The following is a 25,361-nucleotide window of genomic DNA, read 5'->3' on the forward strand; positions in this document are numbered from 1 at the left end:
TCGAGGCTGACGCATGCGCCGGCGCGCCGCAAGGTCGGCCGCGGGCCGCCGGCCGGCGTGTGGACACCCGCCCGACCGGCGCGCTAAGACAACGGGTGTTGTGGATTCCCGCGGCGAGGCGCCGACGCGGAACGACGGCCATCTGCGGCGGGGGATCATGGCGAGCGCGAGCGATATCCGGCGGACTTTCCTGGAGTATTTCCGCCGGAATGGACACGAGGTGGTGGCGTCGAGCCCGCTGGTGCCGCGCAACGATCCCACGTTGATGTTCACCAACGCCGGCATGGTGCAGTTCAAGAACGTCTTCACCGGCCTGGAGAGGCGCCCCTACAGCACGGCGGCGACGTCGCAGAAATGCGTCCGCGCCGGCGGCAAGCACAACGACCTCGAGAACGTCGGCTACACCGCGCGCCACCACACGTTCTTCGAGATGCTCGGCAATTTCAGCTTCGGCGACTACTTCAAGGAACGCGCCATCGAGCTGGCGTGGAACCTGATCACGAAGGAGTACGGGCTGCCGCCGGAGCGGCTGCTGGTCACCGTCTACCACACCGACGACGAGGCGGCGGGCCACTGGAAGCGGATCGCCGGCCTGCCCGACTCGCGGATCATCCGCATCGACACGTCCGACAATTTCTGGGCGATGGGCGACACCGGCCCGTGCGGGCCGTGCTCGGAGATCTTCTTCGACCACGGCGACCGGATCGCGGGCGGTCCGCCAGGCTCGGCCGACGCCGACGGCGACCGCTTCATCGAGATCTGGAACCTGGTCTTCATGCAGTACGAGCAGGTGACGCGCGAGCAGCGCGTCTCGCTGCCCAAGCCCAGCATCGACACCGGCATGGGGCTGGAGCGGCTCGCGGCCGTGCTGCAGGGCAAGCACAACAACTACGACATCGACATGATCCGCGCGCTGGTGCTGGCGTCGGCCCAGGCCACGGGCGTCGATCCCGACGGCGCCCAGGCGCCGTCGCACCGCGTCATCGCCGACCATCTGCGCGCCAGCTCGTTCCTGATCGCGGACGGCGTGCTGCCGTCGAACGAGGGCCGCGGCTACGTGCTGCGCCGGATCATGCGCCGCGCCATGCGCCACGCCCACATGCTGGGCGCGCGCGATCCGGTGGTGTGGAAGCTCGTGCCGGAGCTGGTCCGCCAGATGGGCGACGCGTTCCCCGAGCTGGTCCGCGCCCAGGCGTTGATCGCCGAGACGCTGCGGCTCGAGGAGACGCGCTTCAAGGCGACGCTGGGCACCGGCCTGCGCCTGCTCGACGAGGAGACGGCGGGACTGGCGGCCGGCGGCAGCCTGCGCGGCGACGTCGCGTTCAAACTCTACGACACGTTCGGCTTCCCGCTGGATCTCACGCAGGACGTGCTGCGCGGCCGCGGCATCGGCGTCGACCTCGCCGGCTTCGACGCCGCGATGGCCGAGCAGAAGGCCAAGGCGCGGGCCGCCTGGGCGGGCTCGGGCGACGCCGCCGACGAGGCGGTGTGGTTCGACCTGCGCGAGCGCCACGGCGCCACCGAGTTCCTCGGCTACGACACCGAGGCGGCCGAGGGCAAGATCGTGGCCATCGTCGCGGGCGGCAAGGAGGTATCCGCGCTCAAAGCCGGCGAGCGGGGCCAGATCCTGGTCAACCAGACGCCGTTCTACGCCGAGTCCGGCGGCCAGATGGGCGACACCGGCCGCATCGCGGCGGGGGCGTCCGCCTTCGCCGTGTCGGACACCGCCAAGAAGCTCGGCGACCTGCACGTCCATGGCGGGACCGTCGAGAGCGGCGAGCTGAAGGTCGGGGACGACGTGGCGCTGTCGGTCGACGGCGCCCGCCGCTCGCAGCTGCGCGCGCACCACTCCGCCACGCATCTGCTGCACGAGGCGCTGCGCCGCCGGCTGGGCGACCATGTCGGCCAGAAGGGCTCGCTGGTCGCGCCCGACCGCCTGCGCTTCGACATCTCGCATCCCAAGGCGCTGTCGGCCGAGGAGCTGCGCGACGTCGAGGCCGAGGTCAACGTCCGGGTGCGCGTGAACTCGCCGGTCGAGACGCGGCTGATGACGCCCGACGACGCGATCGCCGCCGGCGCCATGGCGCTGTTCGGCGAGAAGTACGGCGAGGAGGTCCGCGTGCTGTCGATGGGCGGCGCCGACGACGAGCGCTACTCGGTCGAACTGTGCGGCGGCACCCACGCGCGCCGCACCGGCGACATCGGCTTCTTCAAGATCGTCGGCGAGAGCGCCGTGGCGGCGGGCGTGCGCCGCATCGAGGCGATGGCCGGCGCCGCCGCAGAGGCCTACGTGCGCGAGCGCGACGCGGCGCTGTCGGCGGCGGCGGGCTCGCTGCGCGTGCGGCCGGAGGAGCTGGCGGAGCGCGTCGCGGCGCTGGTCGACGGGCAGCGCAAGCTGGACCGCGAGCTGGGCGAGGCGCGGCGCGCGCTGGCGCTGGCCGGCGGTGGCGGCGGCGCGGGCGCGGCCGGCGGCGCGGCGCCGAAGGATGTCGGCGGCGTGAAGCTGATCGCGCGCCGGCTCGACGGCGTGCCCGGCAAGGACCTCAAGGCCATGGCCGACGAGTTCAAGAAGCAGGTCGGCTCCGGCGTCGTGGCGCTGGTCGGCGTCGAGGACGGCAAGGCGTCGGCGGTGATCGGCGTGACCGACGATCTGTCGGCGAAGTATTCGGCGGTCGACCTCGTGCGCGCGGCCGTCACGGCGCTGGGCGGCAAGGGCGGCGGCGGGCGGCCCGACATGGCGCAGGGCGGCGGACCCGACGCCAGCCGCGCCGACGCCGCGCTGGCGGCGGTCGAAAGCGCGATCGCGGCGACGGGAGGCTGACGATGGGCAGGTTCGGACTTCTGGCCTCGGCGCTGGCCGCCGCGCTCGCGCTCGGCGCCTGCGCCGCGCGCGACTTCACGCGCCAGGGAGCCACCGAGGAGCAGTTCAAGGCCGAGGAGGCGGCGTGCCGCGCGCAGGTCGACGAGATGATGCGCCGCGAGCGCAACATCGTCGACGACCGGCAGACGACGCTGGGCCGCTACGACGAGCGGTCGGGACGCACGATGCTGCCGACCCAGATGGCGCAGCGCGACGACAGCAACCGTTCCGGGCGCTTGATGGAGAACTGCATGAAGGCGCGCGGCTGGACGCCGGTGAAGAAGGGGCCGTAGCGACCCCCGCCGCGAGCCGGCTACTGCCGTTGCAGGACGTGGATGGAGATCGCCTCCCTCAGCCATTTGCGCTGGTCCGGTCCCGTGACCAGCGTGTTCAGCGAGCCGCTCGACGACCCGACGACGCTTGAATCGGTGACATTGGCCCCGAGCGAGAGGGCGGTGACGCGGCCGTCCGTTGTCGTCAGCGTATGGCGCGCGAGCTGCGCCGCGACGATGCGGCCGACCGACCGCTGGAGCCGCTGCTGCGCGATCGGGCTGATCAGGTTGGCGAGCTTCACGGCGTGCCGCTCGCGGCCGGCGCCGGCCATCGTGACCTTCGCCGCTTTGAGCGCGGCCTCGAGCTGCGCCTTGCCGGCCGGCGTGCTGACGATCTGGGCGTGGACGCCCTTGAGGAATTGCTCGCGCGCCGCCTTGGGCATCGCCTGGATCTTCGCCGGCGTCATGCCGCGCATCAGGGCGCTGTGGCGCGACGCGGCGGCCATCACCGCGGTCCGGGCCGCCGCGCCGGCCACGGTTCCCAGCGCCACGAGACCGATGGCGTCGACCGTCGTGATGACATTGCCGTACGACGCGTTGCCATCCCACTCCTGAAGCTGGTTCCCGTAAGGGTCGAGCGCCATCCGCCAGAGGCGGATGATGGCGTTGGACGTCTGCACGGTCGACGTCGCGAGCCCGGTCCAGGACGCGACGGCGACCGCCACGCCGACGGGTCCGCTCGCCGGGGTCGACGCGGCGCCGCCGCCGACGCCGACCAGCGAGACGGTGAACGCCAGCAGGTTGATGCCGACGCCGATCAGCTCCGGGCCGAGCTTGCTGATGTTGCTCTCGTATCCCGGCGCCTGGGCGGTGGTGGTCGCCGCGCTCGGCACCTGCCGCGCCTCGATCCGGCCCGCGGGCGCTGAGCCGTGGTCGACGATGACGAGCTTGTCGCGGAAATTGACCGCCGGCGTCATGCCGCGGTGGAGCGTGCGGCAGGCGCCGAGCCGGCTGTAGCCGATCATGCAGCCATTCAATTCCCGCTCGCCATGGATGGCACGGACGATCTGCGCCAGCAAAGGCGCCGGCAGCGATTGTTGCGCGGACATCTACTCTACGCTCCCCGGCGCCCCGCGCGGGCGCGCTCGCCCCTGAATTTGCGGACGATAGAAGAAACCGGGGTCGAGCGCGAGGGCGTATCGCGCAGCCCGGCGGGGCGGAGCGCTGCATGCCGTCCCGTTTGTGCGCTATCGTTTTAACAAGGGCGGCATCGGGGGATGCCGTTGGACGCGGGGGATCGCATGCGCCACGCTTTTCTTGGTGCATTCGCGTTGGGTTTCGCGTCGGTGGTTTCCGTGGCGGCCCAGACGCCGCCGCCTATCACTGTGACCGTGACTGGGGACGGCGGCGCGCCCGTGTCCGGGGTCAGGGTGACCACCGAGCACCCTGCCTCCGCGACCGTCTCGGTGCAGACCGACGCCAAAGGGCAGGCGGTCGTGCGTGCCGATGGCGAGAGCCCGACCGCCGTGTACGTCGATCCCAATCCGGGAAGCACCATCTCGTACCGTCCGCTGGTGGTGGTCCTGCCCCCGGGGGCGACGACCGTCGCGGTGTCGGCGACCGACTTCACCTTCAGCCTCTTCCGCATAAACCTGGGCATCGAAAGCGCGGCACACAACTGCCATCCGGAGGCCTACGACCGGTGGGTACGGGAGTTCGAACGGACGAGGGCGGCGCTGGTCCGGGAAGTGGAGGCGCACCGCGCGGCGGCCGAGAGTTTCCGCGGCGCCCATGGACTGCCCGGCGGGAATCCCGACACCATCGAGCAGCGCCTCCGACAGCGCACCGCCGGGTTCGCGGACGCGGCGGGGCTGGCGCGCGCCTTGGGCCACGCGACCGCGTACAAGGCACTCCTCAGTCGCGCCGAGCGGGCGGCGAGGGCGGTCAACGACTTCGATAGCGAGCACCGGAGCCGGCCGTTTCCGCCACGGCCGGAGAAGTGCGAGAAGCAATCCTCCGCCGGCGTGGTGGGAACCCAGTTCTACGCCTCGGCCGACGCCGGGCCGGCCTATCTCGACCGGCCGTCATCGACCTACTTCCGCACCGAGCTGGGCGGCGTGGTGCTCGGGTTTCCTGCCATCCGCATGCGCAACGACACGGTCGCGACGCAGTTCGCCGGCACCTTCGGCGCCACGTTCGTGGCGCCGTTCCTCGGCCCCGGCCGGCGCATGATGGCGGAGGCGCGGGCGTGGCGCGTCGACGGCAACAGCTCCGGCGCCCAGGACCTGTTCACGCCGCCGCCGGGCGCGACGACAGGCCTGTTCTCGCCGCAGACCGCGTTCGCGCCGTTCGGCGGCTATTTCACGGGATCACCGCTGTCCGATATCCGGCAGAGTTCGCGCTTCGCCGATTTCGGCGGCGAGGCACGGATCGGCGCGGTCTTCGTCATGGCGACGGCCACCGTGACCCCGTTCGTCGGCTTCCGGGTGTCGCGCACGTCGGTCGAGGACCAGCTGGCGCTGGGGATCGGCGCGCCGGCGTTCACGACGTTCAACCAGTCCAGCGACGTGCGCGCCACCACCTACGCGCCGATGCTCGGCGTGCGGGCGCGCCAGGCTCTGGGCGGCGGCTTCGCGCTGGTCGGCGAGGGCAGCGTGGCGTTGCAGATCAGCCGTGGATCGGGCGAGTGGTCGACCTTCGTGCCGGCGGTCGATCCGGAGTCGCGTCGCGGCAAGCTGTCGGGCGACAAGACGGGCGTCGGCCTGGCCGGCACCGTCGGCGTCGAGTACGCGGCGCCGGGCGTGACGCTCGGCCTGGCGTTGAACGTCGCCCACAGCGGCAACAGCCCGCGGCTGGAGTTCGCCGATCCCGCCGGCACGGCCAACGGCACCGGCGGCGCGCGCGTCGGCTACGGCTCGCACACCACGCTGGGCGCGAGCGCGCGCGCGACGTTCTATTTCTGAGGCGGGCTTTTTTCCCCTCTCCACCACCTAGGGCAACTCGATCTTTGTCTCCACGCAGATCGATTCTCATGCTCCCTCCCCCTTGTGGAGGAGGGTTGGGGTGGGGGGTACCGTCGCACGATGTTAAACTTCATCGCGCTACGGACGCGGCTGCATGTCGAACATCGCGACCGGCCTCACCCCCCCGCCCCAGCCCTCCCCCACAAGGGGGCAGGGAGTCTGAGGACGGCGCTCCTAGGGGCGTGCATCCGGCTGACCGGCTCGGAGAACCCGCATGATCGTCGACTGCCACGCCCATGTGTTCGCGCCGTGGAGCGGCGCCTGCGGGCATCCCACCGGCGCGATCCACAAGAGCTACCTCCAGAAGGTCGTCACCCGCACCGTGGCGCCGACGTTCCGCCTGCGCGACGGCGCGCGCCGACACCAAGGCGCTGTTCCGCGCCGGCGACGAGGGCTGGGGCGGCCTCGCCGACGTCGACTTCCGCGTCGGCCGCTTCGGCCGCCTGGAGTTCACGCATGACGGCGAGGCCTACGGCATCCAGTACATGCCCGCGGGCATGCAGGAGCTCGTCGCGCCACCGGAGCTGATGCTGGCGCAGATGATGAACGCCGGTGTCGACCATTGCGTGCTGCAGGCCGGCGGCGGCTATGGCGCGATGACGGAGATGAATGCCGATTCCGGGCGGCGCTACCCCGGGCGCATGACCGGCCTGATGCATGTCGACGAGGCGATGGCGGGGCGACCGGCGCAGCTCGCGGAGATCGATCACGCCTTCACCGCGCTCGGACTGCGCGGCCTCTACTTCAACGTCGATTCGCTGAGCCGCCACGGCTTTCCGTGGCCGCTCGACGCGCCGGAGATGGAGCCGTTCTGGGACAAGCTGGTGCGGCGCGGCATCGCGCTGTGCCTCGAGTTCGGCTCCGGCCCGGGCTACGACATGGCGGGTTACATGGCGCATATCGTGGCGTTCGGGCGCGTGCTGGACCGGTATCCGACCTTGCGCGTGCATCTCGCGATGAGCCCCCCGGTCGCGTATTTCGCGCCGAACGGCCGCTACGACTTTCCGACCGAACTGCGGCGGTTGTACCGGCACGAGAAGCTGGTGCTGGAGGTGGTGTTTCCGATCACCTACGGCGGCGTCTGGGACTACCCTTATCCGGAGGCGCAGGCGCTGATCGCCGACATGCGCGACCAGCTCGGCGCGGACCGGTTGGTGTGGGGCTCCGACATGCCGAACGTCGAGCGGTTCTGCACCTACAAGCAGTCGCTGGACTATATCAGGCGCTACTGTCCGTTCCTGACCGCGCGCGAGAAGGATCTGATCCTGGGCGACACCTGCGCGGCGTTCTACGGCATCGATGGCGCCGCGGCCTGAGCCGGCGGCGCGTCAGGGCTTGAAGATCCTCCTCAGTTCGCGCGTCGGCACGGTGTCGTGCATCCACTTGAACGAGCCGCGCTCCTTCATGTCGCGGGCGCCCTTGATGAACGCCGCCAACGCCAGCCGCGACAGCGAGCCGCCGACGCTGACGCGTTTGACGCCGACGCCGGCGAGGTCCTCGGCCGTGAGGGCCGGATCGGCCATGCTCATGACGACGTTGACCGGCTTGCCGACCGACGACACGACGCGACGGATGGTGTCGAGGTCGCGCAGGCCCGGCGCGTAGAGCACGTCCGCGCCGGCCGCCTCGAAGGCGCGCAGGCGACGGATGGTGTCGTCGAGGTCGTCCCGCCCATGCAGCAGGTTCTCGGCCCGCGCGGTCAGGGTGAACGGGAAAGGCAGCGATCGCGCCACCGCGACGGCGCCACGCACGCGGGCGACGGCGTGGTCGAACGCGTAGATCGGCCGCGCCGGATCGCCCGTCGCGTCCTCGATCGAGCCGCCGACGATGCCGTTCGCCGCCGCGTCGCGGATGATCGAGGCGGCGGCGTCGGGGTCGTCGGCGTAGCCGTTCTCGAGGTCGGCGTTGACCGGCAGTTCCGTGGCCGAGCTGATCAGGCGGCAGTTCGCCAACAGCTCGGCGCGGCTGACGCTGCCGTCGCCGTCCGGCCGGCCCAGCGTGTTGGCCAGCCCGAGGCTGGTGGTCGCCAGCGCCTCGAAGCCCAGCGACTCCAGGATCTTCGCCGTGCCCGCGTCCCACGGATTGGGCAGCAGCAGGATGCCGGGCCGCTGGTGCAGGTCGCGGAAGAGCGCGGCTTTCGCGGCCTGCGTGCGCACCGCCGTCACTCCGCCGCCATCGGCCGCCCGGCGGTGGCCTCGCGGCCGGCGTTGAGGTCCTTGAGACGCGGGAACACCTCCTTGGCGAAGAGCGTGATGTTCTCGACCGTGTCGCGGTGGTCGAGGTGGCCGCCCTGGCCGAAGAACAGCAGGTGCCCGACGCCGCCCATGCGGTCGTTGAAATCCTTGATCTGGGCGCACACGTCGTCCGGCGTGCCGGCGAACACGGTGTCGGTGGCGATGAACTCCTCGACCGTGGCCGTTGTCTGGTCGACCGGGTTGCCGGCGCGGTCCTTCACGAAGCCGCCCTTGCCGGCCCGGCCTTCAGCATGGCGACGTTGGCGTTGACCGAGTTGTAGCCCGGCGGGTTGGTGAACGGCTCGTGCACGGTCGCGGCGGTGCGCACGTAGTCTGCGATGAGATGGGCGCGGCGGTGGCCCTCGGCGCGGGTCGCGCCGACGCCGATGCAGGCGGCGTAGGCGAAGCGGTCCGGGCCGGCGACCCAGCCCAGCTCGCGGGCCCGCGCGCGGTAGGCCTCGAACATCGGCTTGGCGACGCCGCCCGACAGCAGCGTGCCGACGACGTGGCCGCGCTCGGCGGCGAGCCGTCCCGTCTCGGCGCTCAACCCGGTCATCCACACCGGCGGGGTCGGCTGCTGCACCGGCCGCGGCCAGATGTTGACGTTGCGGTAGTGGAAGTACTCGCCCTCCCAGTTGAACGGCCCGGACGTCGTCGACAGCGCCTTGAGGATCAGGTCGTGCGCCTCCCAGTAGCGCCGCATCAGCCGCGCCGGGTTGCTGTTGGCGGGCGCGATCTCGTACGGCGCGCCCTTCACCAGCCCCATCTCCAGCCGGCCGCCCGACAGCACGTCGATCCACGCCATCTCCTCGGCCACGCGCACGGGGTCGGGCCGGTTGGCGACCGGCGAGCCGAGCGACAACAGACGCGCGTTCTTCGTCTCGCGCGCGAGGATCGCCAGCGCCATCGGCGCCGACACCGTCAGGCAGGTCGCCGTGCTGTGGTGCTCGTTGACCATGATGTCGAGCCCGACCTCGTCGCACAGCCGGAACTCGTCGAGATAGCGGTTCAGCAGCCGCGTGCCCTCGGCCGGGTCGAACAGCCCGTTCGGCAGGTCGACGCGCAGCGAGCCGCGCTTGAGGCCTTCCTCCCAGACGGGATGGTAGGCCATCTCCGAGAAGTACCAGACGCGCATCGCGGTTCTCCCGGTCGGTTCAGGCGGCGAACGCCGCCAGCGCGGCGACGGCCGCGTCGGGTTGCTCCCAGAGGGGATAGTGGCCGCAATCGTCCAGCGTCGTCATGGTGGCGCCGGCGATCTCGGCGCGCCACGCCGCGCCGTAGGCGGGGGCGACGATGCCGTCGGCGGCGCCCCACAGCAGCAGGGTCGGCAGGTCGATCCGGTGCAGCCAGCGCTTCAGGCGGGGGTTGTGCATGTAGGGCTTCCAGCCGAACAGCGCCAAGGCCTCGCGGCCGCGGGCGATTGCCGCCAGCTCGGTCTCCGGCAGCGCCTTGTGGTCGACCGCGCCGCGGGCCGGCACCGCCCAGGCGCGGCGCGTGAATTCCTCGCGCACCATGCCGTGCATGTCGGCGATGTCGCGCTCCAGCGGGCCGCCGACCTTGATGCCCAGCGGGGCCGCCAGCGCGAGTTTGGAGAACCGCCTGGTGTCGCGCACCGCCATCTCGGCGGCGATCCAGCCGCCGAAGCAGGCGCCGACCAGGACCGCGTCGCGCAGGTCGAGCTTGGCGGCGAGGTCGAGATAGAGGTAGGCGAGGTCGTCGACCGTCCCGATGCCGTCGGGCAGGGCGGAGCGGCCGAAGCCGGGATGCGACGGCGCGACGACGCGGAAGCGCCGCGCCAGCAGATCGAACCACGGACGACCGGTCGCCGGGCCCTCGCCCTCGTGCAGGAACAGCAGCGGGCGGCCGGTGCCGCTTTCCGCCACATCGAGATCGACACCCGCCACCTGGATGATCGCCACCGCCGCATTCTCCGCCGACATCCGAACTCGCGTGGAGCGTCGCAGCCGCGACCACGGCGAGTCAAACCGGCGACGGACCGCGGCGTGCGCGGGAGCGTTGTGCGCCGCGCATGTCCGCGTCGGCTTGCCGTTCGCGACCGGGCTTGCGACGCTGGGGGCGCGAACAGGGAGCCGATACGCCGATGCTGCGAGAAGTGACCGACCTGCGCGCCGAGGCCGACGAACTGCACGCGCAGCTCGCGACGCTGCCGGCGGCGGACTGGGACCGCGCCACGCTGTTCAAGGCGTGGACGATCAACGATGTCGTCCAGCACCTGCATGCCGGCGATCTTCTGGCGGCGGCGTCGGCGCGCGATCCCGTCGAGTTCAAGGCGCTGGCCGCCGACATGCGCGCCAAGCGCGAGAGCGGGTTGACGCGCGTGCAGGAGACGCGCCAGCGCCTAGGCGACCTGACGGGGCCGCGCCTGCTGGCGCGTTGGCGCGAGACGCTCGCCTCGCTGTGCGACGCGCTGGACGCGCGCGATCCGAAAGCGCGTCTGACCTGGGCCGGTCCCGACATGGGCGTGCGCATGTTCACGACCGCGCGCCAGATGGAGATCTGGTCGCATGGCCAGGCGATCTACGATCTGCTCGGCCGCACGCGCGCGCCGACGGACCGGCTGCGCAACATCGCCGAGATCGGCGTGCGGACCTTCGGCTGGACCTACGTGAACCGCGGCCTGCCGGTGCCGCCGGACCCGCCACGGGTGCGGCTGACGGCGCCGTCGGGCGCGGTGTGGGAGTGGTTGGCGGAGTCGCGCTCCGGCATGGTCGAGGGCGAGGCGCTGGAGTTCTGCCAGGTCGTCACGCAGACCCGCAACGTCGCCGACACGCGTCTCGTCGTGACCGGCGCGGCGGCGGTCGACTGGATGTCCATCGCCCAGTGCTTCGCCGGCCCGCCCGAGGAGCCACCCGCGCCGGGCTCGCGGCGGATGGCGATATGACATCCGCTCGGCTCTAACGGACGGGCGCCCGCTCGATCCGTCCACGCGGTCATCCCGAGCGCAGCGAGGGAGCCAGGCGCGGACCTGCTCCTGGGCGTAGGCCGGCCTGTAGCCGACCGTGGTCCCGCTGTTGCGCCTCAGCTCGCGCGAGATGGTCGATGGCGCGCGATCCACAGCTGCAGCGATCTGGCGGATCGACTGGCCGGCTTGTCGAAGGCGGGCAATCTCGCACCGCTCGTCGAGGTCGAGGTGGTCGTATCGTGTACCCATGGCAACACCTTAAGCTGGTGTTGCGCCTCGTTTGTGAACTCAGGCCCTCGCTGCGCTCGGGATGACGAGATGGGTGGGGTGCCTCCTGACGATTGAAGCGCCCGCCGGCGGCGCGCGCCGGCCTCCCGCGTCACCCCGGCGGGCGCATGTGGGCGCTGGCCTCGTCCTCGGTGCGGAGCCAGATCTCCTGCGCCATCGGCCGCTCGCTCTCCTCGAGGATGTGGCCGACCAGGCCGACGGCGCGGGCCATGACGCCGAAGCCGCGCACGGCCGCGACGGGGAAGCCGAACTCGCAGCAGATCGCGCCGATGGCGCCGGTGGCGTTGACCGGCAGCGACTTGCCCGACACGCGCTCCGCCTCCTCGGCGACGAGCTGGATCAGCCTCGTGTAGTCGCCGGCCATGCCGCATTCCGCCGCCAGCGCGAACAGCCTGGGCGCGCGCGGATCGACCGGCTTGTGGATGGGATGGCCCATGCCCGGCAGGATGCGCTTGGCCGCGCCTTCGCGGGCGACGATGTCGCGCGCCAGCGACGGCAGGTCGGCGCCTGTCGTCCCTTTCGGCAGGGCCTCGTAGAGCAGACGGGCGGCGCCCTCCATGCTGCCGACGAACACGCTGCCCAGGCCGCAGAGTCCGGCGGCGACCGCCGCCTGCATCGACTCCGGCGCGCCGGCGTAGGTCAGGCGCGCGGCGATCACGCTGGGCGTCAGCCCGTGCTCGACCAGGGTGACGAGGATGGCGTTGAACAGCCGCGACTGGTCGGGCGTCGCGGTCCGGCCGGTGAGCTGGAGGAAGGCGAAATCGCCGAGGTTCATGTGGCCGATGACCTCGTTCGGCAGATCCTTGCCGCGCACCACGATGCGCTCGCGGTTGCTCCAGGCGATGTCCGAGCGGATCGGGTTCTGCTTGCGGGCCATGGCGGTCTCCTCCGCTGACGTGGCGCTGAACGGGAACACGCGCCGCGGCGGGCGCGGCGCGTGTCGATAGGAAGCGGTCCGGCGGCGCGTGCGCCTACTCGGCGGCGGCCTTGCGCAGATCCTTGGAGTAGGCGATCGACACCGGCGCGTCGGCCTCGAACGGGCTCTTGAGGTCGAGCTCCTTTGCGTACTCGCGCAGCGCCGGCATGACCTCGGTGCCGAGCAGCCGGATGCAGGTCTTGCTGTCCTCGTGGCTGACGTTGCCGTCGTTGCCCCAGATCGCGAGGATGCCCGGCCGCGTCTCCTCCAGCAGATGGCGCAGCCGCGGCAGCACCTGCTTGGGCGTGCCGGCCATGATCATGCCGTCGGCGATCTGCTGCTCGAAGGTCGGCCGGCCGCGCGGCGACACGGCGCGCCCCGACGCGAACTCGACGAAATTGCGCCGCTGGCTGGGCGAGAAGTAGCCGGACGGGCTCGACCACACGGGATGCGCCAAGCCGGTGAACTCGCCCTGCATCCACATGAACTCGCGCGCGTTGCGCAGCGCTTTCTCCTCGGTCTCCGCGACGTGCACGCGGGCGAGGTAGCCGCGGTTCTCCGGGCCGGAGACGTAGCCGGCCTCGAGCGCGGCGTCGTCGTAGGTCTTCCAGATCTGCTTCGTGGCGTCGATCGCGGTGTTGAGCGCGATGTAGGGATAGCGCTGCCGCGCCGCCCAGACGATGGTCTCGCGGCTGACCACGCCGGGGATCCAGACGCGCGGATAGGGCTTCTGCAGCGGCACGGCCCAGGGGTTCACGACGCGCTGCTGGTAGTGCGTGCCCTCCCAGCGGAACGGGCCGGGCTGGGTCCACGTCTTGACGATCAGGTCGTGCGCCTCCTCGAAGCGCTCGCGGTTGTAGGCGGGGTTCACGCCGGTCGCGAGCTGCTCCTGGCCGCCGCCGCGCACGAAGCCGGACACCAGGCGGCCCTTGGAGATCATGTCGATCATCGCCAGCTCCTCGGCCAGGCGGATCGGGTCCTCCGACAACGGCAGCGGGTTGCCGAGCATGACGATCTTGACGCGCTTGGTGACGCCGGCCAGCACCGAGGCGAACACGTTGGCCTTGGCCTGCATGCAGAACGGCGCGTTGTGGTGCTCGTTCAGCATGATGCCGTCGACGCCGACCTCCTCGGCCAGCACGTATTGCTCGAGATACTCGTTGTAGAGCCGCGAGCCGGCGACGGGATCGAAGTTGCTGTTGGAGAACATCAGCGCCGTGGCGCCGAAATCCAGACCCTTCTTGGGGTCGTAGGCCGACATCGGCTGCTCGGTGAAGTACATCAGGTGCATGGCTGGCTCCGGGTTCGGGCCGAACGGGAAGGGCGGTCAGAGCTTGGCGGCGAAGGCGGCCACGAGCGCCGCCAGCTCGGCGGGACGCTCCATGTCGACGCAGTGACCGCAGTCGCGCACCGTCTCGAGTCGCGCGGCGGGCAGGGAAGCGGCGTAGACCTTGCCGGCGCTCGCCGGCACGACCTTGTCGTCGTCGCCCCACACCACCAGCGCCGGCGCCTTCACGCCGGCCAGCAGATGCGGCAGCGTCTGGCTGTACATGTAGGGCTTCCACGCGATGCGGAAGCTCATCTCGCGGCAGATGTCCCATTGCTCGAGCTGGTCGGTGCTGGGCTCGGCGCCGTAGGCCGCGGCGAAGGCGGCGTCTGTCTTGAAGCCGGCGCGCGCGTATTCGATGTAGCTCACCAGCGCCTGGTCGAGGATGTAGCCCTCCGGCGGTTTGACGCCCATGGCGCCGACCAGGACCAGACCGCGGAGGTCGCGCGGCGCCATGGTCGCCATCTCGGCCGCGATCCAGCCGCCGAAGCCGAGGCCGACCAGCAACGGCCGTTCGACGCCGAGATCGGCGAGGAGGGCGCGGTACATGACGGCGACGTCGCGGGTCGAGCGCATCCATTCCGGTCGCGGCGAGCGGCCGAAGCCGGGATGGTGCGGCAGGATGACGTCGTATTGCGCCGTCAGCGCCTCGAGCAACGGCGTCTGCTCGAGCGTGCCGATGTCGTGGTGCAGCAGCAGCAGCGGCGTACCCTTGCCGGCGCGCATCGTCTTGACCGTGCCGCCCGCCACCTCGCGGTCGGATTCCACCCACGCCACCGTCATCGCGTTCTCCCATCCCGTTGACGGGAACGCTCGCAACGCGGGCCGGGCGAGTCAACGTGCGCGACCCGACGCCGGCACGGCGTCAGGGCAGGTCGGCCATGCGCCGCCGCCGTGTTTTCCTTCTCCCGCCAAACACGGAGAGCGGGCCGCGCCGCCGCCTACACGACGTCGTAGTTGATCTCGACCTCCTCGCCGTAGGCGTGGCCCTGGCAGGTCAGGATCCAGCCGCTGGCGAGGTCGCTCTCGGTGTAGATCTCGTTGTTGGCCAGCACGATGCGGCCCTTGATCGTCTTGGCGGCGCAGGAGGCGCAGAAACCCTCCTCGCAGGCCGAGTTGGGCGACAGCCCGGCGTCGCGCGCGGCCTGCAGCAGGGTCTTGCCCCTGGCGTAGGGCACGCGGTGGATCTTGCCCTCGAAGTGGATCGTGACGTGGTCCGGCACCACGGCGTCGTCCTCGACCGGCGCGCTGGGCACGGCGGCGTTGCCCGAGGCCTCGAAGCGCTCGATCAGCACGCGCTCGCGCGGCATGCCGGCCGCCAGCAGCGTGGTCTCCACGAGGTTCATGAACGGGCCCGGTCCGCAGAGGTAGGCCTCGGCGTCCTCGAAGCCCGACATCGCCGCCTTGATCTCGTCGGCCTGGGTCAGGCCCTGCTCGGCGTCGAGGTGGTGGAGCACATCGAGCCGGCCGGGATGGGCCGCGGCCAGCGCGTCGAACTCGGCGCGGAAGATGATCGAGTCACGGTCGCGGTTGGCGTAGAACAGCCGCATCCGCCGCTTCGTGGTCGCCAGCGCGCTCTTGATGATCGCCATCATCGGCGTGATGCCGCTGCCGCCGCCGAACAGCAGCAGCGGCGCCTCGCCGGCGCCGAGCACGAAGCGGCCCGCCGGCGCCATGACGTCCAGCGTCTCGCCTTCCTTGAGCCCGTCGTGGAACCAGTTCGACCCCTTGCCGCCGACCACGCGCTTGACCGTCACCTTGGGGGCGCCGTCGGTCTCCGGCGCGCTGGACAGCGAGTAGCACCGCGCGAAGGCGCCGTCGGGATGCGGCACGCGGAAGGTCAGGAACTGGCCGGCCTTGTAGGCGAAACGGGCGCGCAGATCGGCGGGGATCTCGAGGACGAAGGAACGCGCGTCGGCCGTCTCCTGGACGATCTTGGCGACGCGCAGCTTGTGGTACGACATGCGGGCTCCGGACGGGTCGGCTTCGGACCGCCGATGTTTAGGCGAGCCGGCGGCGGCCGGCCAGCCGAAAGAATCGGTCCGTTCCGGCGCTCAGATCACGCCTTCCTCGCGGAAAATCTCCATGCACTTCAACAGGGCGCGCTCGTAGCGGACGCGCTCGGCGGCGATGGTCTCGGGGGTCCAGTCGAAGAAGCCGCGGCCGGTTTTGAAGCCGATCCGGCCCTCGTCGACGTTGCGCTGGAGCACGGGCGGCGGCCCGTCTGCGTTGGTCAAATCGGGCCAGATGATCTTGGAGACGGCGCAGGTCGTGTCCCAGCCGGAATGCTCCTTCTGCAGGATCGGGCCGGCGGCGGCGTAGCGGAAGCCGAAAGACAGCCGCACCGTGGCGTCGACGTCCTCGGCCGAGGCGACGCCGCTCTCGATCAACCACAAGGCCTCGCGCATCAACGCCGCCTGGATGCGGTTGCCGAGGAAGCCGACGATGTCCTTGCGGACCTGCACCGGCCGCTTGCCCAGCGACGTCATCATCGCGCCGACCGCCTCGGCGACGGCCGGGTCGGAGTGGACGGAGCGGACGACCTCGACCAGCGGCACGAGATGGGCGGGCATGAAGAAGTGCAGCCCGAGCATGCGGTCCTGCGTCGCCAGCCCCTCGGCGATGGCGCTGATCGGGAAGCTGGAGGCGTTGCTGGTCAGCGGCGTGTGCGGTCGCGCGAGGCGCTCGAGGTCGGCGAAGACGGCGCGCTTGAGCGCCAGATCCTCGGTGACCGCCTCGACGACCATGTCGACCTCGCTCCAGGGGACCTCCGCCAGCGTCGCCATCGTCGTCAGGCGCGACAGGTCCGCCGGCTTGCCCAGCGCCGCGAGGCAGCGCGCGATATTGCCGGGCACGGCGTCGCGGGTCGCGGCCGAACGCGACACCACGTCGGTGCGCCAGCCGCCGGCCACGAAGATCGCGGCGATGCCCGCGCCCATGACGCCGCCGCCGACGACGACCGCGCGTTGAGGGGATTCCGGCACGTCGAGGCTCCGTGTGGTGGTGGGAAGGGCCGCCACTGTAGCCTCCCGACGCGCCGCACGCGCAAGGAAGGAATGCGCGGAAGCGGCGCGACGGACGCTGCGGCGGCGCGCGCGATGTGGGAGAAGGCGCCCGGAACGATGGAGGACACCATGCTTCGCAGACATCTGTTGGGAACGGCGGCGGGGGTCGCGGCGGCGGCGGCCGGAGGCGGCGCGTGGGCCCAGGGCGGCCAGATCCGGCTGGTGGTGCCCTACGCGCCCGGCGGATCGACCGACACCGCGGCGCGCGTGCTTTCGGAGCGCATGTCGGCCGATCTGGGCCAGACCGTCATCGTCGAGAACCGCCCCGGCGGCGGCACGATGGTCGGCATGCAGAACGTCGCCAGCGCCAAGCCGGACGGCTCCTCGCTGCTGCTGATGACCACGACGGCGGCGTTGCTGCCGGCCTTCGACATGAAGCTGCCGATCGACCCCCAGAAGGACCTGGTGACGGTCAGCCAGCTCGCCGACATCCCCGTGCTGTTCGCCGTCGCCTCGACCCACCCGGCGAAGACGCTCAAAGAGTTCGAGGCTGGCTCAAGACGCAGAAGCCGCCGGTGCCGTTCGCGACCTCCAGCACGGGCGCGCTGCCGCATCTGTGGGGCGAGCTGCTGAACTTGCGGCTGGGCCGCCTGATGGAGCACGTGCCCTACAAGGGTGCAGCCGACGCGCTGCGCGACGTGCTGGCCGGCCATGTGCCGGCGTTCATGGACACCACGACGCCGATCGACCAGCAGATCCGCGCCGGAAAGATGCGCGGTCTGATCGTCGGCGCGCCGGAGCGGGTGGCGGCCACGCCGGACGTGCCGACGGCGGCCGAGCTCGGCATGAAGGACCTCGAGGCGGCGGTGTATTTCGGCGTCGCGGCCACGGCCGGTACGCCGGCGCCGCTGATCGCCAGGTACAACGCGGCGATCAACGCCGCGCTCAAGCAGCCGGCGGTGCGTGAGCGGCTGGGCACGCTCGGCTTCATCCCCACCGGCGGCACGCCGGAGGCCTACGCCGAGCGGCTGCGTTCCGAGACGGCGCGCTGGCGCGCCGTCATCAAGGAAGCCGGCATCAAGCCGCCGGTCTGAGGCCGGCGGCGGGGCCGGGCGCGGCGCGCGTCCGGCCGCCTATTCCAGCTTGATGCCGGCGTCCTTCACGACCTTCGCCCACAGCGCCGATTCGGCCTGCAGCCAGGTGTTGGCGTCGGCCGGCTTGCTCAGCACCGGCTCGGCGCCGAGCTCCTGGAAGCGCTTGGCGACGTCGGGCATGGCGACGATCTTGACGATTTCCGCGTGCAGGCGCGCCGTGATCTCGGCCGGCGTGCCGGCGGCCGACAGAAACCCCTGCCACGAGCCGGTGACGAAATCCTTCAGGCCGCTGGCCTCGGCGATCGTCGGCAGGTCGGGGGCCAACGGATGGCGCTTGGCGCTGGAGACGGCCAGCCCCTTGAGCTTGCCGCTCTTCACGTGCGGCAGCGTCGCGACCATGCCGTTGAACACCAGATCGGCGTGGCTGCCGGCGACCTGCTGCACCGCCTCGGCGCCGCCCTTCATCGGCACGTAGGTCCATTTGATGCCGAGCTCGTGGGCGAAGCGGGCGCCGGCGAGATGCGGCGCGCTGCCCAGACCGGCCGTGGCGTTGTTGAGCTTGCCGGGGTTGGCCTTGGCGTAGGCGATCAGCTCGACCGCCGAGTTGGCGGGATGGTCGGGCCGCACCGCCAGCATGTGCGGCGAGTAGGCCAGCACCGTCACCGGCGCGAAATCCTTGGCGAGATCGAACGGCACCTTTGTCACGCTCGGCGAGATCGCGAGGCTGCCGAGGTCGGTGAGCACGAACGTCGTGCCGTCGGGCGCCGATTTCGCGACCATGTCGACGGCGATGTTGCCGTTGGCGCCCGGCCGGTTCTCGACCAGCACGGACTGCCCCAGCGCCTCCTGCAGCCTCGGCTGGAGCAGCCGGGCGAGGATGTCCGAGGTGCCGCCGGGCGCGAACGGGATCAGGATGCGGACCGGTTTGGTCGGCCATGGCGCGGCCTGCCCGAGGACCGCGGGCGCGGCGATGGCGGCCCCGATCGCGGGAACGGTCGAGAGCAGGGCGCGGCGGCGTAGTTTCATGACGGGCTGTCCTCCGGTGTTTCGTCGATCACGGGGCAAAGCGCGGTGATCGTCAAGCGGCCTCGCGGCCCCGGCCTTCCGAAAGGGCATTGTCAGGCTTCGTGGTAGGTGGAGGCGTAGACGCGCCAGCCGTCGTCGACGCGCACGAGATTGTAGGATTGCCGCCATGTGCGCACGTTCGCGCCGGCGGCGTCGAGCAACGCCCAGGTGACGGTCGCGAGCACGGCTTTCGACCCCATCTCGACCACCGACAGATCGCGCCACGCGCATGTCCGCGCGCCCTCGCGGTGGTACTCGTCGAGCGCCGCCTGGAAGAACGTCGCGATCGCCCGCGTCGTGGGGACGACGTCGATGGCGCCGCCGCCGCGCAACGCGATGCCCGGCGCGTGGTACAGCGCGGCCACGCGCTCGCCCTTGAACGACGCGAAGGCGTCGTTGAACTGGTCGAAGAACGCCGCCACGCGGCCTTCGGGCGATTTGTCGTCCATGCGGTGCCTCCGCGTCGATCCGGGAGCCTACGCGACCTCGCCTGCGGGACGGTAGAGGTCCAGCGCGTTGGACCACATCGCCTTCGCCGCGCGTTCCGGGCCGAGCGCGGCGCGCAGCAGCGCGACGTCGGCCGCCTCGAACGGCCGGCGCGCGCGGGTCGACGGCAGGTCGGTGCCGAACATCAGGGCGGTGTCGTCGACGTCGGCGATGGCGCGCAGCGTCGCGGCCACGTCGAGCGAGACGCGTCCGAACCCCGTGGCCTTCACCTTGGCGCCGCCGGCGACGAGGTCGAGCACGCGGGGCAGGGCGTCGGCCGTCATGCCGAGATGGTCGATGACGATCCGCGGCAATCCCGCGAGGCGCGCGGCGATCGGCGCCAGCGACGCGCCGTCGACGTAGAACTCGGCGTGCCAGCCGGTGAGGTCGTGGACGCGGCGGGCGAACGCCTCGATCCCGTCGAAGTCGCGGACGCCGCCGCGGAACAGGTTGAAGCGCAGGGCGCGCACACCGGCGGCGTCGAGGGCGCGGATCGACGCGGCCGGCGCGTCGGTCTCGAGCTGCGCCACGCCGACGAAGCCCGGGCCGAGCGCGCGCAGCGCCGCCAGCAGGTAGGTCTGGTCGAATCCCTGGAACGACGCCGACACCACCGCGCCGCCGCGCACGTCGAGCGCCGCGGTGGCGGCGCGGTACTCGTCGACGACATGGGGCGGCGGCAGGTAGCCGTCGTTGGCGATCAACGGGAAGCGCGGATCGACGATGTGGAAATGCGCGTCGAACAGCGGCACGTGGCGGCCCGTCCGCCGCTCACCACGCCGGGTCGACCGGCGTCTCGATGCCGTGCACGGCCTCGACGATCTCGGCGGCGTCGAGCGCCAGATCCTCGCGGTAGCGCCCGGCCACGATCTGCACGCCCAGCGGGAGGCCGTTCGGCGCGTCGGGCACGGCGGCCAGCCCGACGGGCACGGCGACCGACGGCAGGCCGAGCAGGTTGACCGCCGTCATCAAGGCCTGGGCGCGCAGGACATGGCGCAGCCGGTCGGCGGTGTCGTGGTCGAACCCGACCTCGAACGGCAGGTCGCCGGAGTTCGGGCCGAGCACAAGCGGGTAGGTCTCCATGAAGACGCTCCAGGCGCGCCGGTGCGTCAGCACCTCGGCGAGACCGAGCATGTAGTCCTTGAGCGAGAGATCGGGCTCGACCTCGAGCCACAGCGACAACGCCTTCCGGGCGTCGGCGTCGGCCAGCTTCTCGATGGTCTCGCGCATGACGTGGCGCGATTCGCCAAACACCAGCTTCTGCCACAGCCGCGACGCGCCTTCGATCGACGGCGGCTGGACCTCCTCGACCTTGTAGCCGGCGTCTGCCAACGTCTTGCCCGCCTTGCGGATCGCGGCGGCGACATCGGGATGCACGTACAGGCCCGGCGACTCCACGACCATCGCGACACGGATCGGCTTCGCCACCGGCGGTCCCTCCAGCGGCGCCGGCGCCCAGATCGGATCGCGCGCGTCGCGCGCGGTCATGGCCGCTAGGCCGAGCCGTAAGTCGCGCACGGTGCGCGCCAGCGGTCCGTTGACCGCCATCAGCTGGTTGGTCGGAAGGCGCTCGGCGGCGGCGCCGGGATTCCATGCCGGCACGCGCCCCTGGGTCGGCCGGATGCCCGCCAGACCGCAGGTGTAGGCCGGGAAGCGGATCGAGCCGCCGTAGTCGTTGCCGTGCGCCAGCGGCGCGATGCCGACCGCCAGCGCCGCCGAGGCGCCGCCCGACGAGCCGCCGGGCGTGCGGATCCGGCTCCACGGATTGTAGGTGCGCCCGCGGGCGTCGTTGTCGGTGTGCCAGCGCAGCGAGAAGGCCGGCGCGTTGGTGCGGCCGATGGTGATGGCGCCGGCCCTGGTCCAGTTGGCGACGACGGGGTTGTCGTCCTTGGCGATGGCGTCCTTGAAGGCGGCGATGCCGTTGACGGTGGGCAGGCCCTTCTGGTCGACGTTCTCCTTGATCGTCACCGGCACGCCGTGCAGCGGCCCGAGCGTCTCGCCGCGGCGCGCCGCCTCGTCGGCGGCGCTGGCCTGCGACAGCGCCTGGTCGCCGAGATCCTGCACGACGGCGTTGAGCTTGGGGTTGACGTCGCGCATGCGGTCGACGATCGCCTGCGTCGCCTCGCGGCTGGAGACCTTGCGCGTGCGTATCGCCTGCGCCAGGTCGACGGCGGTCCATTTCCAGAGCTCGGTCGCGGCCATCGGCGTCCCTTCCCTCGATTCCATTGGCGCGACCATAGCCGGCGCCCGGCGGGGCGGGAAAGCGCCAAGCCGGCGATGGTGGTGCGCGTCCGGCGCACGGTCTACCGTCGAGGGCGGAACGCAAGCCGCTCGGGGAGGGGACGAGATGATCCGTGGACTCACGCGGCGCGGGGCGCTGGCGGCGCTCGGCGCGGCGCCGGCCGTGCCGGCGCTGGCCCAGGCCGACGCCTATCCGTCGCGGCAGCCGATCCGGCTGGTGGTGCCGTTCCCGCCGGGCGGCGGCACCGACGCGCTGGCGCGCATGCTGGCGGAACCGCTCAAGGAGCGGCTGGGCCAGAGCATCGTCATCGAGAACAAGCCCGGCGCCGGCAGCAATCTGGCGCACGAGTACGTCGCCAAGCTTCCGGGCGACGGCTACGCGATCCTGGTCAGCGGCGGGAATCTGCGGCTGTTCCCCTACATGATCGCCAAGCTGGGCTACGATCCGAAGACGGCGTTCGCGACGTTCGGATTCCTCGGCAAGCAGGAATCGGTGCTGGTCGGATCGGCCAACGCGCCATGGGCCGACGTCAAGGCGGTCCTCGCGGCGGCCAAGGCCGAGCCGGGCAGGGTGCAGTTCGGCACCGCCGGCGTCACCACGCCGATGCATCTCGCGGGCGAACAGTTCGGCCTGCTCAACGGCACGCGCCTGACGCACGTGCCGTTCAAGGGCACCGGTCCGCTGGTCGCCGACCTGCTCGGCGGGCACATCCAGCTCGGCGTCTCCAGCCTCAGCAGCGTCGAGGCGTATTTCGCCGACAAGCGTCTGAGGCCCTACGCGCTGGCGTCGAAGGAGCGCTCGCCGCTGGCGCCGGACGTGCCGACCTTCCGCGAGATGGGATGCGGCGACGTCGAGGGCGCGATCGTCTACACGCTCGCGGTGCCGTCGTCGACCCCGAAGGCGATCGTGCGTCGGCTCAACGGGACGCTGACCGCCGTCACCGGATCGCCCGCCGTCGCCGAGCAGATGCGCAAGCGCGGCTTCGTCGCCATGCCCGGCACGCCCGAGATCCTGGAGGCGTGGCTCGACGAGCAGGAACGGATCTGGGGGCCGGTGATGGTGGCGGCCGGCATCAAGCCGGAGTGACGCGACGGCGTGGACACGACGACGCCGGCCTCTCGGCCGGCGTCGCGCCTCGTTTCGTGCGTGGGACGACGCGTCAGCGCTCCAGCCAGATCCGCTCCATGCGCCAGCCGTTGTAGATGCCGTTGTGCTGGAGCACGAGGCCCTTGAGCGCCGGCTGCCAGCATGTGTTGCCGATGCCGTGCGAGATCACCGGCCGGGCGGCGTCGACCACCAGCGCCTTCTCGACCTCCCACACCAGCTTCTTGCGCTTCTCACGGTCGGTCTCGCGCGACTGGGCGTCGATCAGCTTGTCGACCTCCTTGTTGCAGTAGCCCGTGTAGTTGCGCTCCGATCCGCAGCTGAAGTTCTCGTAGAAGTTCGTGTCCGGATCGTCGAGACCCAGGCCCGTCAGGTTCATGCCGACCTGGTAGTCCTTCTTGAGCACCTTGGAGTACCAGACCGCCGTGTCGATCGGATCGAGTTCGCCCTCGATGTGGATCTTCTTCAGCTGGTCGATCAGGATCACCGCCGGGTCGCGGTAGATCGCGATGTTGCGGGTGGCGACTTTGACCTTGAGCGGCTTGGCGGCGCTGTAGCCCAGCTCCTCCATGATCTTGCGGCCCTCGGCCAGGTTCTTCTCGAGGTCGGTGCCGTAGCCCGGCAACTTGACGATCTCCTCGAGTGGCATGCTCCACGTGCCCTCCGGACCCGGCAGCATCGAGGCCCCGACCTTCTCGTGGCCCTGGCTGATGATCTGGATCATCGACTTGCGGTCCAGCGCCAGCAGCATCGCTGAGCGGACCTTCGGATTGTCGAACGGCGCGGATTCGCGGTTGACCAGCAGGTTGGCGTTGACGTTGGTCGGCCGGGCCTCGCACATCGCCTTCGGCGCCTGCTCCTTGACGTCCTTGAGCATGGGGAAGGTGACGTCCGAGTCGAAGGTCAGGTCGAACTGCCCGGACACGAAACCGAGGATGCGGGTCGAGCGGTTGGGCACGATCTTCCAGTCGATCGCGTCGAGGTAGGGATAGCCCTTCCTCCAGTAGTCCTTGTTGCGCTCCAGCCGGATCGACTCGTTGCGCTTGAAGTCGACCATCTTGAACGGGCCGGTGCCGATCGGCTTGGTGCGCATGTCGCGCGCCGGCACGTGGCAGGGGTAGACCGGCGAGTAGCCGGCCGCGAGCATCGCGAGCATCGACGGCTGCGGCCGCTCGAGCTCGAACACGACCTCGAGATCGCCGGCCGCCTTGACCTCCTTGAGGTTGCCGTACCAGACCTTGCGCGGGTTCTTGCGCTGCGCCTCGGGACCCTTCTGCTCGATCTTGCCGGTCAGGCCCATGAAGGTGCAGACGACGTCCTTGCTGGTGAACGGCTTGCCGTCGTGCCACTTGACGCCTTCGCGCAGCTTGAACGTGAGCTTGGTGTACTCCGCGTTCCACGCCCAGCTCGTCGCCAGCTCCGGCGTCAGCTTGTCGACGGTGTTGATCTTCTCGTTCGGATCGAACATCAGCAGGTTGTTGAACACCGGCATGAACGGCATGTTCACCGAGATCGTCGCCTCCTCGTGGATCGAGGCGCTCGGTGGATTGTCGCGGTGCGCGATGCTCAGCGTGCCGCCGTGCTTCTGCGCCAGCGCCGGGACGGCGGCGACCGCGGCGGCGAATCCCGCCGCGAGGAACGTGCGTGTCCTGTCACCCATCTCGTTTCTTCTCCAATGTTTGAGCCGGTCCTCGTTGGGACCCGGCCGGGTTTCCTCGACGCCGGCTACGACCGGTCTTGTCCGGCGGACGCTAGCACGGGATGATCGCGGCGCGCACCTGCCGACGACGCGCCGCGCGCCGTGGAGGAGAGGGGGACGATGACCGACCATGCGCTCGTGCTGTTCTCCGGCGGGCAGGATTCGACGGCGTGCCTGGCCTGGGCGCTGGACCGCTTCGAACGCGTCGAGACCGTCGGTTTCGACTACGGCCAGCGCCACGCGGTCGAGCTGGCGTGCCGGCCGCGCGTGCGGGAGGCCGTCGCGCGGGCGTTCCCCGTCTGGGGCGCGCGGCTCGGCGACGACCACGTCGTCGACCTCCGCGCGCTGGGCGCCATCAGCGACACCGCGCTGACCCGCGACGCCGCAATCGCCTTCGAGAAGGGCGGGCTGCCGACGACCTTCGTGCCCGGCCGCAATCTGCTGTTCCTCACCTACGCCGCCGCCATCGCCTACCGCCGCGGCCTCAAGCGGCTGGTCGGCGGCATGTGCGAGACCGACTACTCCGGCTATCCCGATTGCCGCGACGACACGCTCAAAGCGATGCAGGTGGCGCTCACGCTGGGCATGGACCGCCGCTTCGTGGTCGAGACGCCGTTGATGTGGATCGACAAGGCGGCGACGTGGCGGCTGACCGAGCGTCTGGGCGGCGCCGCGCTGGTCGACCTGATCGTCGAGGAGACCCACAGCTGCTATCTCGGCGACCGCTCGAAACGCCACGACTGGGGCTACGGCTGCGGTGGCTGCCCCGCCTGCGATCTACGTCGTGCCGGATGGGAGCGGTATCGCGCGGGCGCTTAGAGTTGGC

General features: G+C 71.0%; 24 protein-coding genes and 1 pseudogene. 9 read left to right on the forward strand and 16 right to left on the reverse strand.

The window, feature by feature from the left end:
- The first annotated feature begins 157 nt into the window (after nucleotides 1-157).
- Nucleotides 158-2,821 (forward strand): alanine--tRNA ligase, encoded by a 2,664-nt coding sequence (gene alaS, locus IPK81_23825; GenBank protein ID QQS12465.1) that lies wholly within the window; start codon nucleotides 158-160, stop codon nucleotides 2,819-2,821.
- Between the two features lie 2 nt (nucleotides 2,822-2,823).
- The gene (locus IPK81_23830; protein QQS12466.1) at nucleotides 2,824-3,153 is read left to right on the forward strand and encodes a hypothetical protein; all 330 of its coding nucleotides are present in this window, start codon (nucleotides 2,824-2,826) and stop codon (nucleotides 3,151-3,153) included.
- 20 nt (nucleotides 3,154-3,173) lie between these two features.
- Here IPK81_23830 and IPK81_23835 read toward each other — a convergent pair whose 3' ends face one another.
- On the reverse strand, nucleotides 3,174-4,241 hold the full coding sequence (locus IPK81_23835; GenBank protein ID QQS12467.1) for a hypothetical protein: 1,068 nt from the start codon (nucleotides 4,239-4,241) through the stop codon (nucleotides 3,174-3,176).
- A 306-nt stretch (nucleotides 4,242-4,547) separates the two neighbouring features.
- On the opposite strand from IPK81_23835, the gene IPK81_23840 reads away from it, so the two are divergent.
- Nucleotides 4,548-6,095: a hypothetical protein gene (locus tag IPK81_23840; protein ID QQS12468.1), complete on the forward strand. Its 1,548-nt coding sequence runs from the start codon at nucleotides 4,548-4,550 to the stop codon at nucleotides 6,093-6,095.
- A gap of 296 nt (nucleotides 6,096-6,391) precedes the next feature.
- Nucleotides 6,392-7,471, forward strand: a complete 1,080-nt coding sequence (locus IPK81_23845) for an amidohydrolase (protein ID QQS12469.1) — start codon at nucleotides 6,392-6,394, stop codon at nucleotides 7,469-7,471.
- A gap of 12 nt (nucleotides 7,472-7,483) precedes the next feature.
- Here IPK81_23845 and IPK81_23850 read toward each other — a convergent pair whose 3' ends face one another.
- The 4 genes from IPK81_23850 to IPK81_23865 are packed head-to-tail and all read right to left on the reverse strand — an operon-like array spanning nucleotide 7,484 to nucleotide 10,308.
- The gene (locus tag IPK81_23850; protein QQS12470.1) at nucleotides 7,484-8,311 is read right to left on the reverse strand and encodes an isocitrate lyase/phosphoenolpyruvate mutase family protein; all 828 of its coding nucleotides are present in this window, start codon (nucleotides 8,309-8,311) and stop codon (nucleotides 7,484-7,486) included.
- A 5-nt stretch (nucleotides 8,312-8,316) separates the two neighbouring features.
- On the reverse strand, nucleotides 8,317-8,610 hold the full coding sequence (locus IPK81_23855; protein QQS12471.1) for a hypothetical protein: 294 nt from the start codon (nucleotides 8,608-8,610) through the stop codon (nucleotides 8,317-8,319).
- Nucleotides 8,607-9,524: an LLM class flavin-dependent oxidoreductase gene (locus tag IPK81_23860; GenBank protein QQS12472.1), complete on the reverse strand. Its 918-nt coding sequence runs from the start codon at nucleotides 9,522-9,524 to the stop codon at nucleotides 8,607-8,609. The genes IPK81_23855 and IPK81_23860 overlap by 4 nt, the downstream gene beginning before the upstream one ends.
- A gap of 19 nt (nucleotides 9,525-9,543) precedes the next feature.
- The gene (locus IPK81_23865) at nucleotides 9,544-10,308 is read right to left on the reverse strand and encodes an alpha/beta fold hydrolase (GenBank protein ID QQS12473.1); all 765 of its coding nucleotides are present in this window, start codon (nucleotides 10,306-10,308) and stop codon (nucleotides 9,544-9,546) included.
- 185 nt (nucleotides 10,309-10,493) lie between these two features.
- On the opposite strand from IPK81_23865, the gene IPK81_23870 reads away from it, so the two are divergent.
- A complete protein-coding gene (locus tag IPK81_23870; protein QQS15245.1) occupies nucleotides 10,494-11,291 on the forward strand; it encodes a TIGR03084 family protein in 798 nt (265 codons plus the stop codon).
- Between the two features lie 126 nt (nucleotides 11,292-11,417).
- Here the strand turns inward: IPK81_23870 and IPK81_23875 are convergent.
- The 6 genes and pseudogenes from IPK81_23875 to IPK81_23900 all read right to left on the reverse strand — a co-directional run bounded on the left by IPK81_23875 (nucleotide 11,418) and on the right by IPK81_23900 (nucleotide 16,992).
- A pseudogene (locus IPK81_23875) lies at nucleotides 11,418-11,501 on the reverse strand (helix-turn-helix domain-containing protein).
- A 190-nt stretch (nucleotides 11,502-11,691) separates the two neighbouring features.
- Nucleotides 11,692-12,477, reverse strand: a complete 786-nt coding sequence (locus IPK81_23880) for a citryl-CoA lyase (GenBank protein ID QQS12474.1) — start codon at nucleotides 12,475-12,477, stop codon at nucleotides 11,692-11,694.
- Between the two features lie 94 nt (nucleotides 12,478-12,571).
- Nucleotides 12,572-13,807: an LLM class flavin-dependent oxidoreductase gene (locus IPK81_23885; protein ID QQS12475.1), complete on the reverse strand. Its 1,236-nt coding sequence runs from the start codon at nucleotides 13,805-13,807 to the stop codon at nucleotides 12,572-12,574.
- A gap of 36 nt (nucleotides 13,808-13,843) precedes the next feature.
- Nucleotides 13,844-14,626: an alpha/beta fold hydrolase gene (locus IPK81_23890; protein ID QQS12476.1), complete on the reverse strand. Its 783-nt coding sequence runs from the start codon at nucleotides 14,624-14,626 to the stop codon at nucleotides 13,844-13,846.
- A 158-nt stretch (nucleotides 14,627-14,784) separates the two neighbouring features.
- Nucleotides 14,785-15,807: a ferredoxin--NADP reductase gene (locus tag IPK81_23895; protein ID QQS12477.1), complete on the reverse strand. Its 1,023-nt coding sequence runs from the start codon at nucleotides 15,805-15,807 to the stop codon at nucleotides 14,785-14,787.
- 90 nt (nucleotides 15,808-15,897) lie between these two features.
- Nucleotides 15,898-16,992, reverse strand: a complete 1,095-nt coding sequence (locus IPK81_23900; protein QQS12478.1) for a 3-hydroxyacyl-CoA dehydrogenase — start codon at nucleotides 16,990-16,992, stop codon at nucleotides 15,898-15,900.
- Here IPK81_23900 and IPK81_23905 point away from each other — a divergent pair.
- Together IPK81_23905 and IPK81_23910 are read left to right on the forward strand one after the other, a co-directional pair.
- Entirely contained in the window at nucleotides 16,978-17,481 is a 504-nt protein-coding gene (locus tag IPK81_23905) for a hypothetical protein (GenBank protein QQS12479.1), read from the forward strand. The genes IPK81_23900 and IPK81_23905 overlap by 15 nt on opposite strands.
- A complete protein-coding gene (locus IPK81_23910; protein QQS12480.1) occupies nucleotides 17,424-17,942 on the forward strand; it encodes a tripartite tricarboxylate transporter substrate binding protein in 519 nt (172 codons plus the stop codon). Before IPK81_23905 ends, IPK81_23910 begins: the two co-directional genes overlap by 58 nt.
- Nucleotides 17,943-17,981: 39 nt before the next feature.
- Here the strand turns inward: IPK81_23910 and IPK81_23915 are convergent, their stop codons facing one another.
- The 4 genes from IPK81_23915 to IPK81_23930 all read right to left on the reverse strand — a co-directional run bounded on the left by IPK81_23915 (nucleotide 17,982) and on the right by IPK81_23930 (nucleotide 21,692).
- The gene (locus tag IPK81_23915; GenBank protein ID QQS12481.1) at nucleotides 17,982-18,968 is read right to left on the reverse strand and encodes a tripartite tricarboxylate transporter substrate binding protein; all 987 of its coding nucleotides are present in this window, start codon (nucleotides 18,966-18,968) and stop codon (nucleotides 17,982-17,984) included.
- 92 nt (nucleotides 18,969-19,060) lie between these two features.
- Entirely contained in the window at nucleotides 19,061-19,456 is a 396-nt protein-coding gene (locus IPK81_23920) for a hypothetical protein (GenBank protein QQS12482.1), read from the reverse strand.
- A 27-nt stretch (nucleotides 19,457-19,483) separates the two neighbouring features.
- Complete coding sequence (locus IPK81_23925; protein ID QQS15246.1) at nucleotides 19,484-20,236, reverse strand: amidohydrolase family protein; 753 nt, start codon at nucleotides 20,234-20,236, stop codon at nucleotides 19,484-19,486.
- A 25-nt stretch (nucleotides 20,237-20,261) separates the two neighbouring features.
- Nucleotides 20,262-21,692, reverse strand: coding sequence for an amidase family protein (locus tag IPK81_23930; GenBank protein ID QQS12483.1), 1,431 nt, complete (start codon nucleotides 21,690-21,692; stop codon nucleotides 20,262-20,264).
- Between the two features lie 145 nt (nucleotides 21,693-21,837).
- Here IPK81_23930 and IPK81_23935 point away from each other — a divergent pair, with 145 nt between their 5' ends.
- Complete coding sequence (locus IPK81_23935; protein QQS12484.1) at nucleotides 21,838-22,818, forward strand: tripartite tricarboxylate transporter substrate binding protein; 981 nt, start codon at nucleotides 21,838-21,840, stop codon at nucleotides 22,816-22,818.
- Between the two features lie 73 nt (nucleotides 22,819-22,891).
- On the opposite strand, the gene IPK81_23940 is transcribed toward IPK81_23935, so the two are convergent.
- Nucleotides 22,892-24,496, reverse strand: a complete 1,605-nt coding sequence (locus IPK81_23940; protein ID QQS12485.1) for a peptide ABC transporter substrate-binding protein — start codon at nucleotides 24,494-24,496, stop codon at nucleotides 22,892-22,894.
- Nucleotides 24,497-24,655: 159 nt separating this feature from the next.
- Here IPK81_23940 and queC point away from each other — a divergent pair, with 159 nt between their 5' ends.
- Nucleotides 24,656-25,354 (forward strand): 7-cyano-7-deazaguanine synthase QueC, encoded by a 699-nt coding sequence (queC, locus tag IPK81_23945; GenBank protein QQS12486.1) that lies wholly within the window; start codon nucleotides 24,656-24,658, stop codon nucleotides 25,352-25,354.
- The last annotated feature ends 7 nt before the right edge of the window (nucleotides 25,355-25,361 follow it).

The sequence above is a fragment of the Rhodospirillales bacterium genome (assembly GCA_016699855.1).
GTDB lineage: Bacteria > Pseudomonadota > Alphaproteobacteria > Reyranellales > Reyranellaceae.

Coding starts and splice junctions, on each gene's coding strand:
- IPK81_23830 (QQS12466.1), top strand. CDS start 2,824: ATGGGCAGGTTCGGACTTCTGGCCTCGGCGCTGGCCGCCGCGCTCGCG.
- IPK81_23900 (QQS12478.1), bottom strand. CDS start 16,992: ATGTCTGCGAAGCATGGTGTCCTCCATCGTTCCGGGCGCCTTCTCCCA.
- IPK81_23890 (QQS12476.1), bottom strand. CDS start 14,626: ATGACGGTGGCGTGGGTGGAATCCGACCGCGAGGTGGCGGGCGGCACG.
- IPK81_23895 (QQS12477.1), bottom strand. CDS start 15,807: ATGTCGTACCACAAGCTGCGCGTCGCCAAGATCGTCCAGGAGACGGCC.
- IPK81_23860 (QQS12472.1), bottom strand. CDS start 9,524: ATGCGCGTCTGGTACTTCTCGGAGATGGCCTACCATCCCGTCTGGGAG.
- IPK81_23935 (QQS12484.1), top strand. CDS start 21,838: ATGATCCGTGGACTCACGCGGCGCGGGGCGCTGGCGGCGCTCGGCGCG.
- IPK81_23880 (QQS12474.1), bottom strand. CDS start 12,477: ATGGCCCGCAAGCAGAACCCGATCCGCTCGGACATCGCCTGGAGCAAC.
- IPK81_23885 (QQS12475.1), bottom strand. CDS start 13,807: ATGCACCTGATGTACTTCACCGAGCAGCCGATGTCGGCCTACGACCCC.
- IPK81_23920 (QQS12482.1), bottom strand. CDS start 19,456: ATGGACGACAAATCGCCCGAAGGCCGCGTGGCGGCGTTCTTCGACCAG.
- alaS (QQS12465.1), top strand. CDS start 158: ATGGCGAGCGCGAGCGATATCCGGCGGACTTTCCTGGAGTATTTCCGC.
- IPK81_23835 (QQS12467.1), bottom strand. CDS start 4,241: ATGTCCGCGCAACAATCGCTGCCGGCGCCTTTGCTGGCGCAGATCGTC.
- IPK81_23915 (QQS12481.1), bottom strand. CDS start 18,968: ATGAAACTACGCCGCCGCGCCCTGCTCTCGACCGTTCCCGCGATCGGG.
- IPK81_23930 (QQS12483.1), bottom strand. CDS start 21,692: ATGGCCGCGACCGAGCTCTGGAAATGGACCGCCGTCGACCTGGCGCAG.
- queC (QQS12486.1), top strand. CDS start 24,656: ATGACCGACCATGCGCTCGTGCTGTTCTCCGGCGGGCAGGATTCGACG.
- IPK81_23905 (QQS12479.1), top strand. CDS start 16,978: ATGCTTCGCAGACATCTGTTGGGAACGGCGGCGGGGGTCGCGGCGGCG.
- IPK81_23940 (QQS12485.1), bottom strand. CDS start 24,496: ATGGGTGACAGGACACGCACGTTCCTCGCGGCGGGATTCGCCGCCGCG.
- IPK81_23845 (QQS12469.1), top strand. CDS start 6,392: ATGTGTTCGCGCCGTGGAGCGGCGCCTGCGGGCATCCCACCGGCGCGA.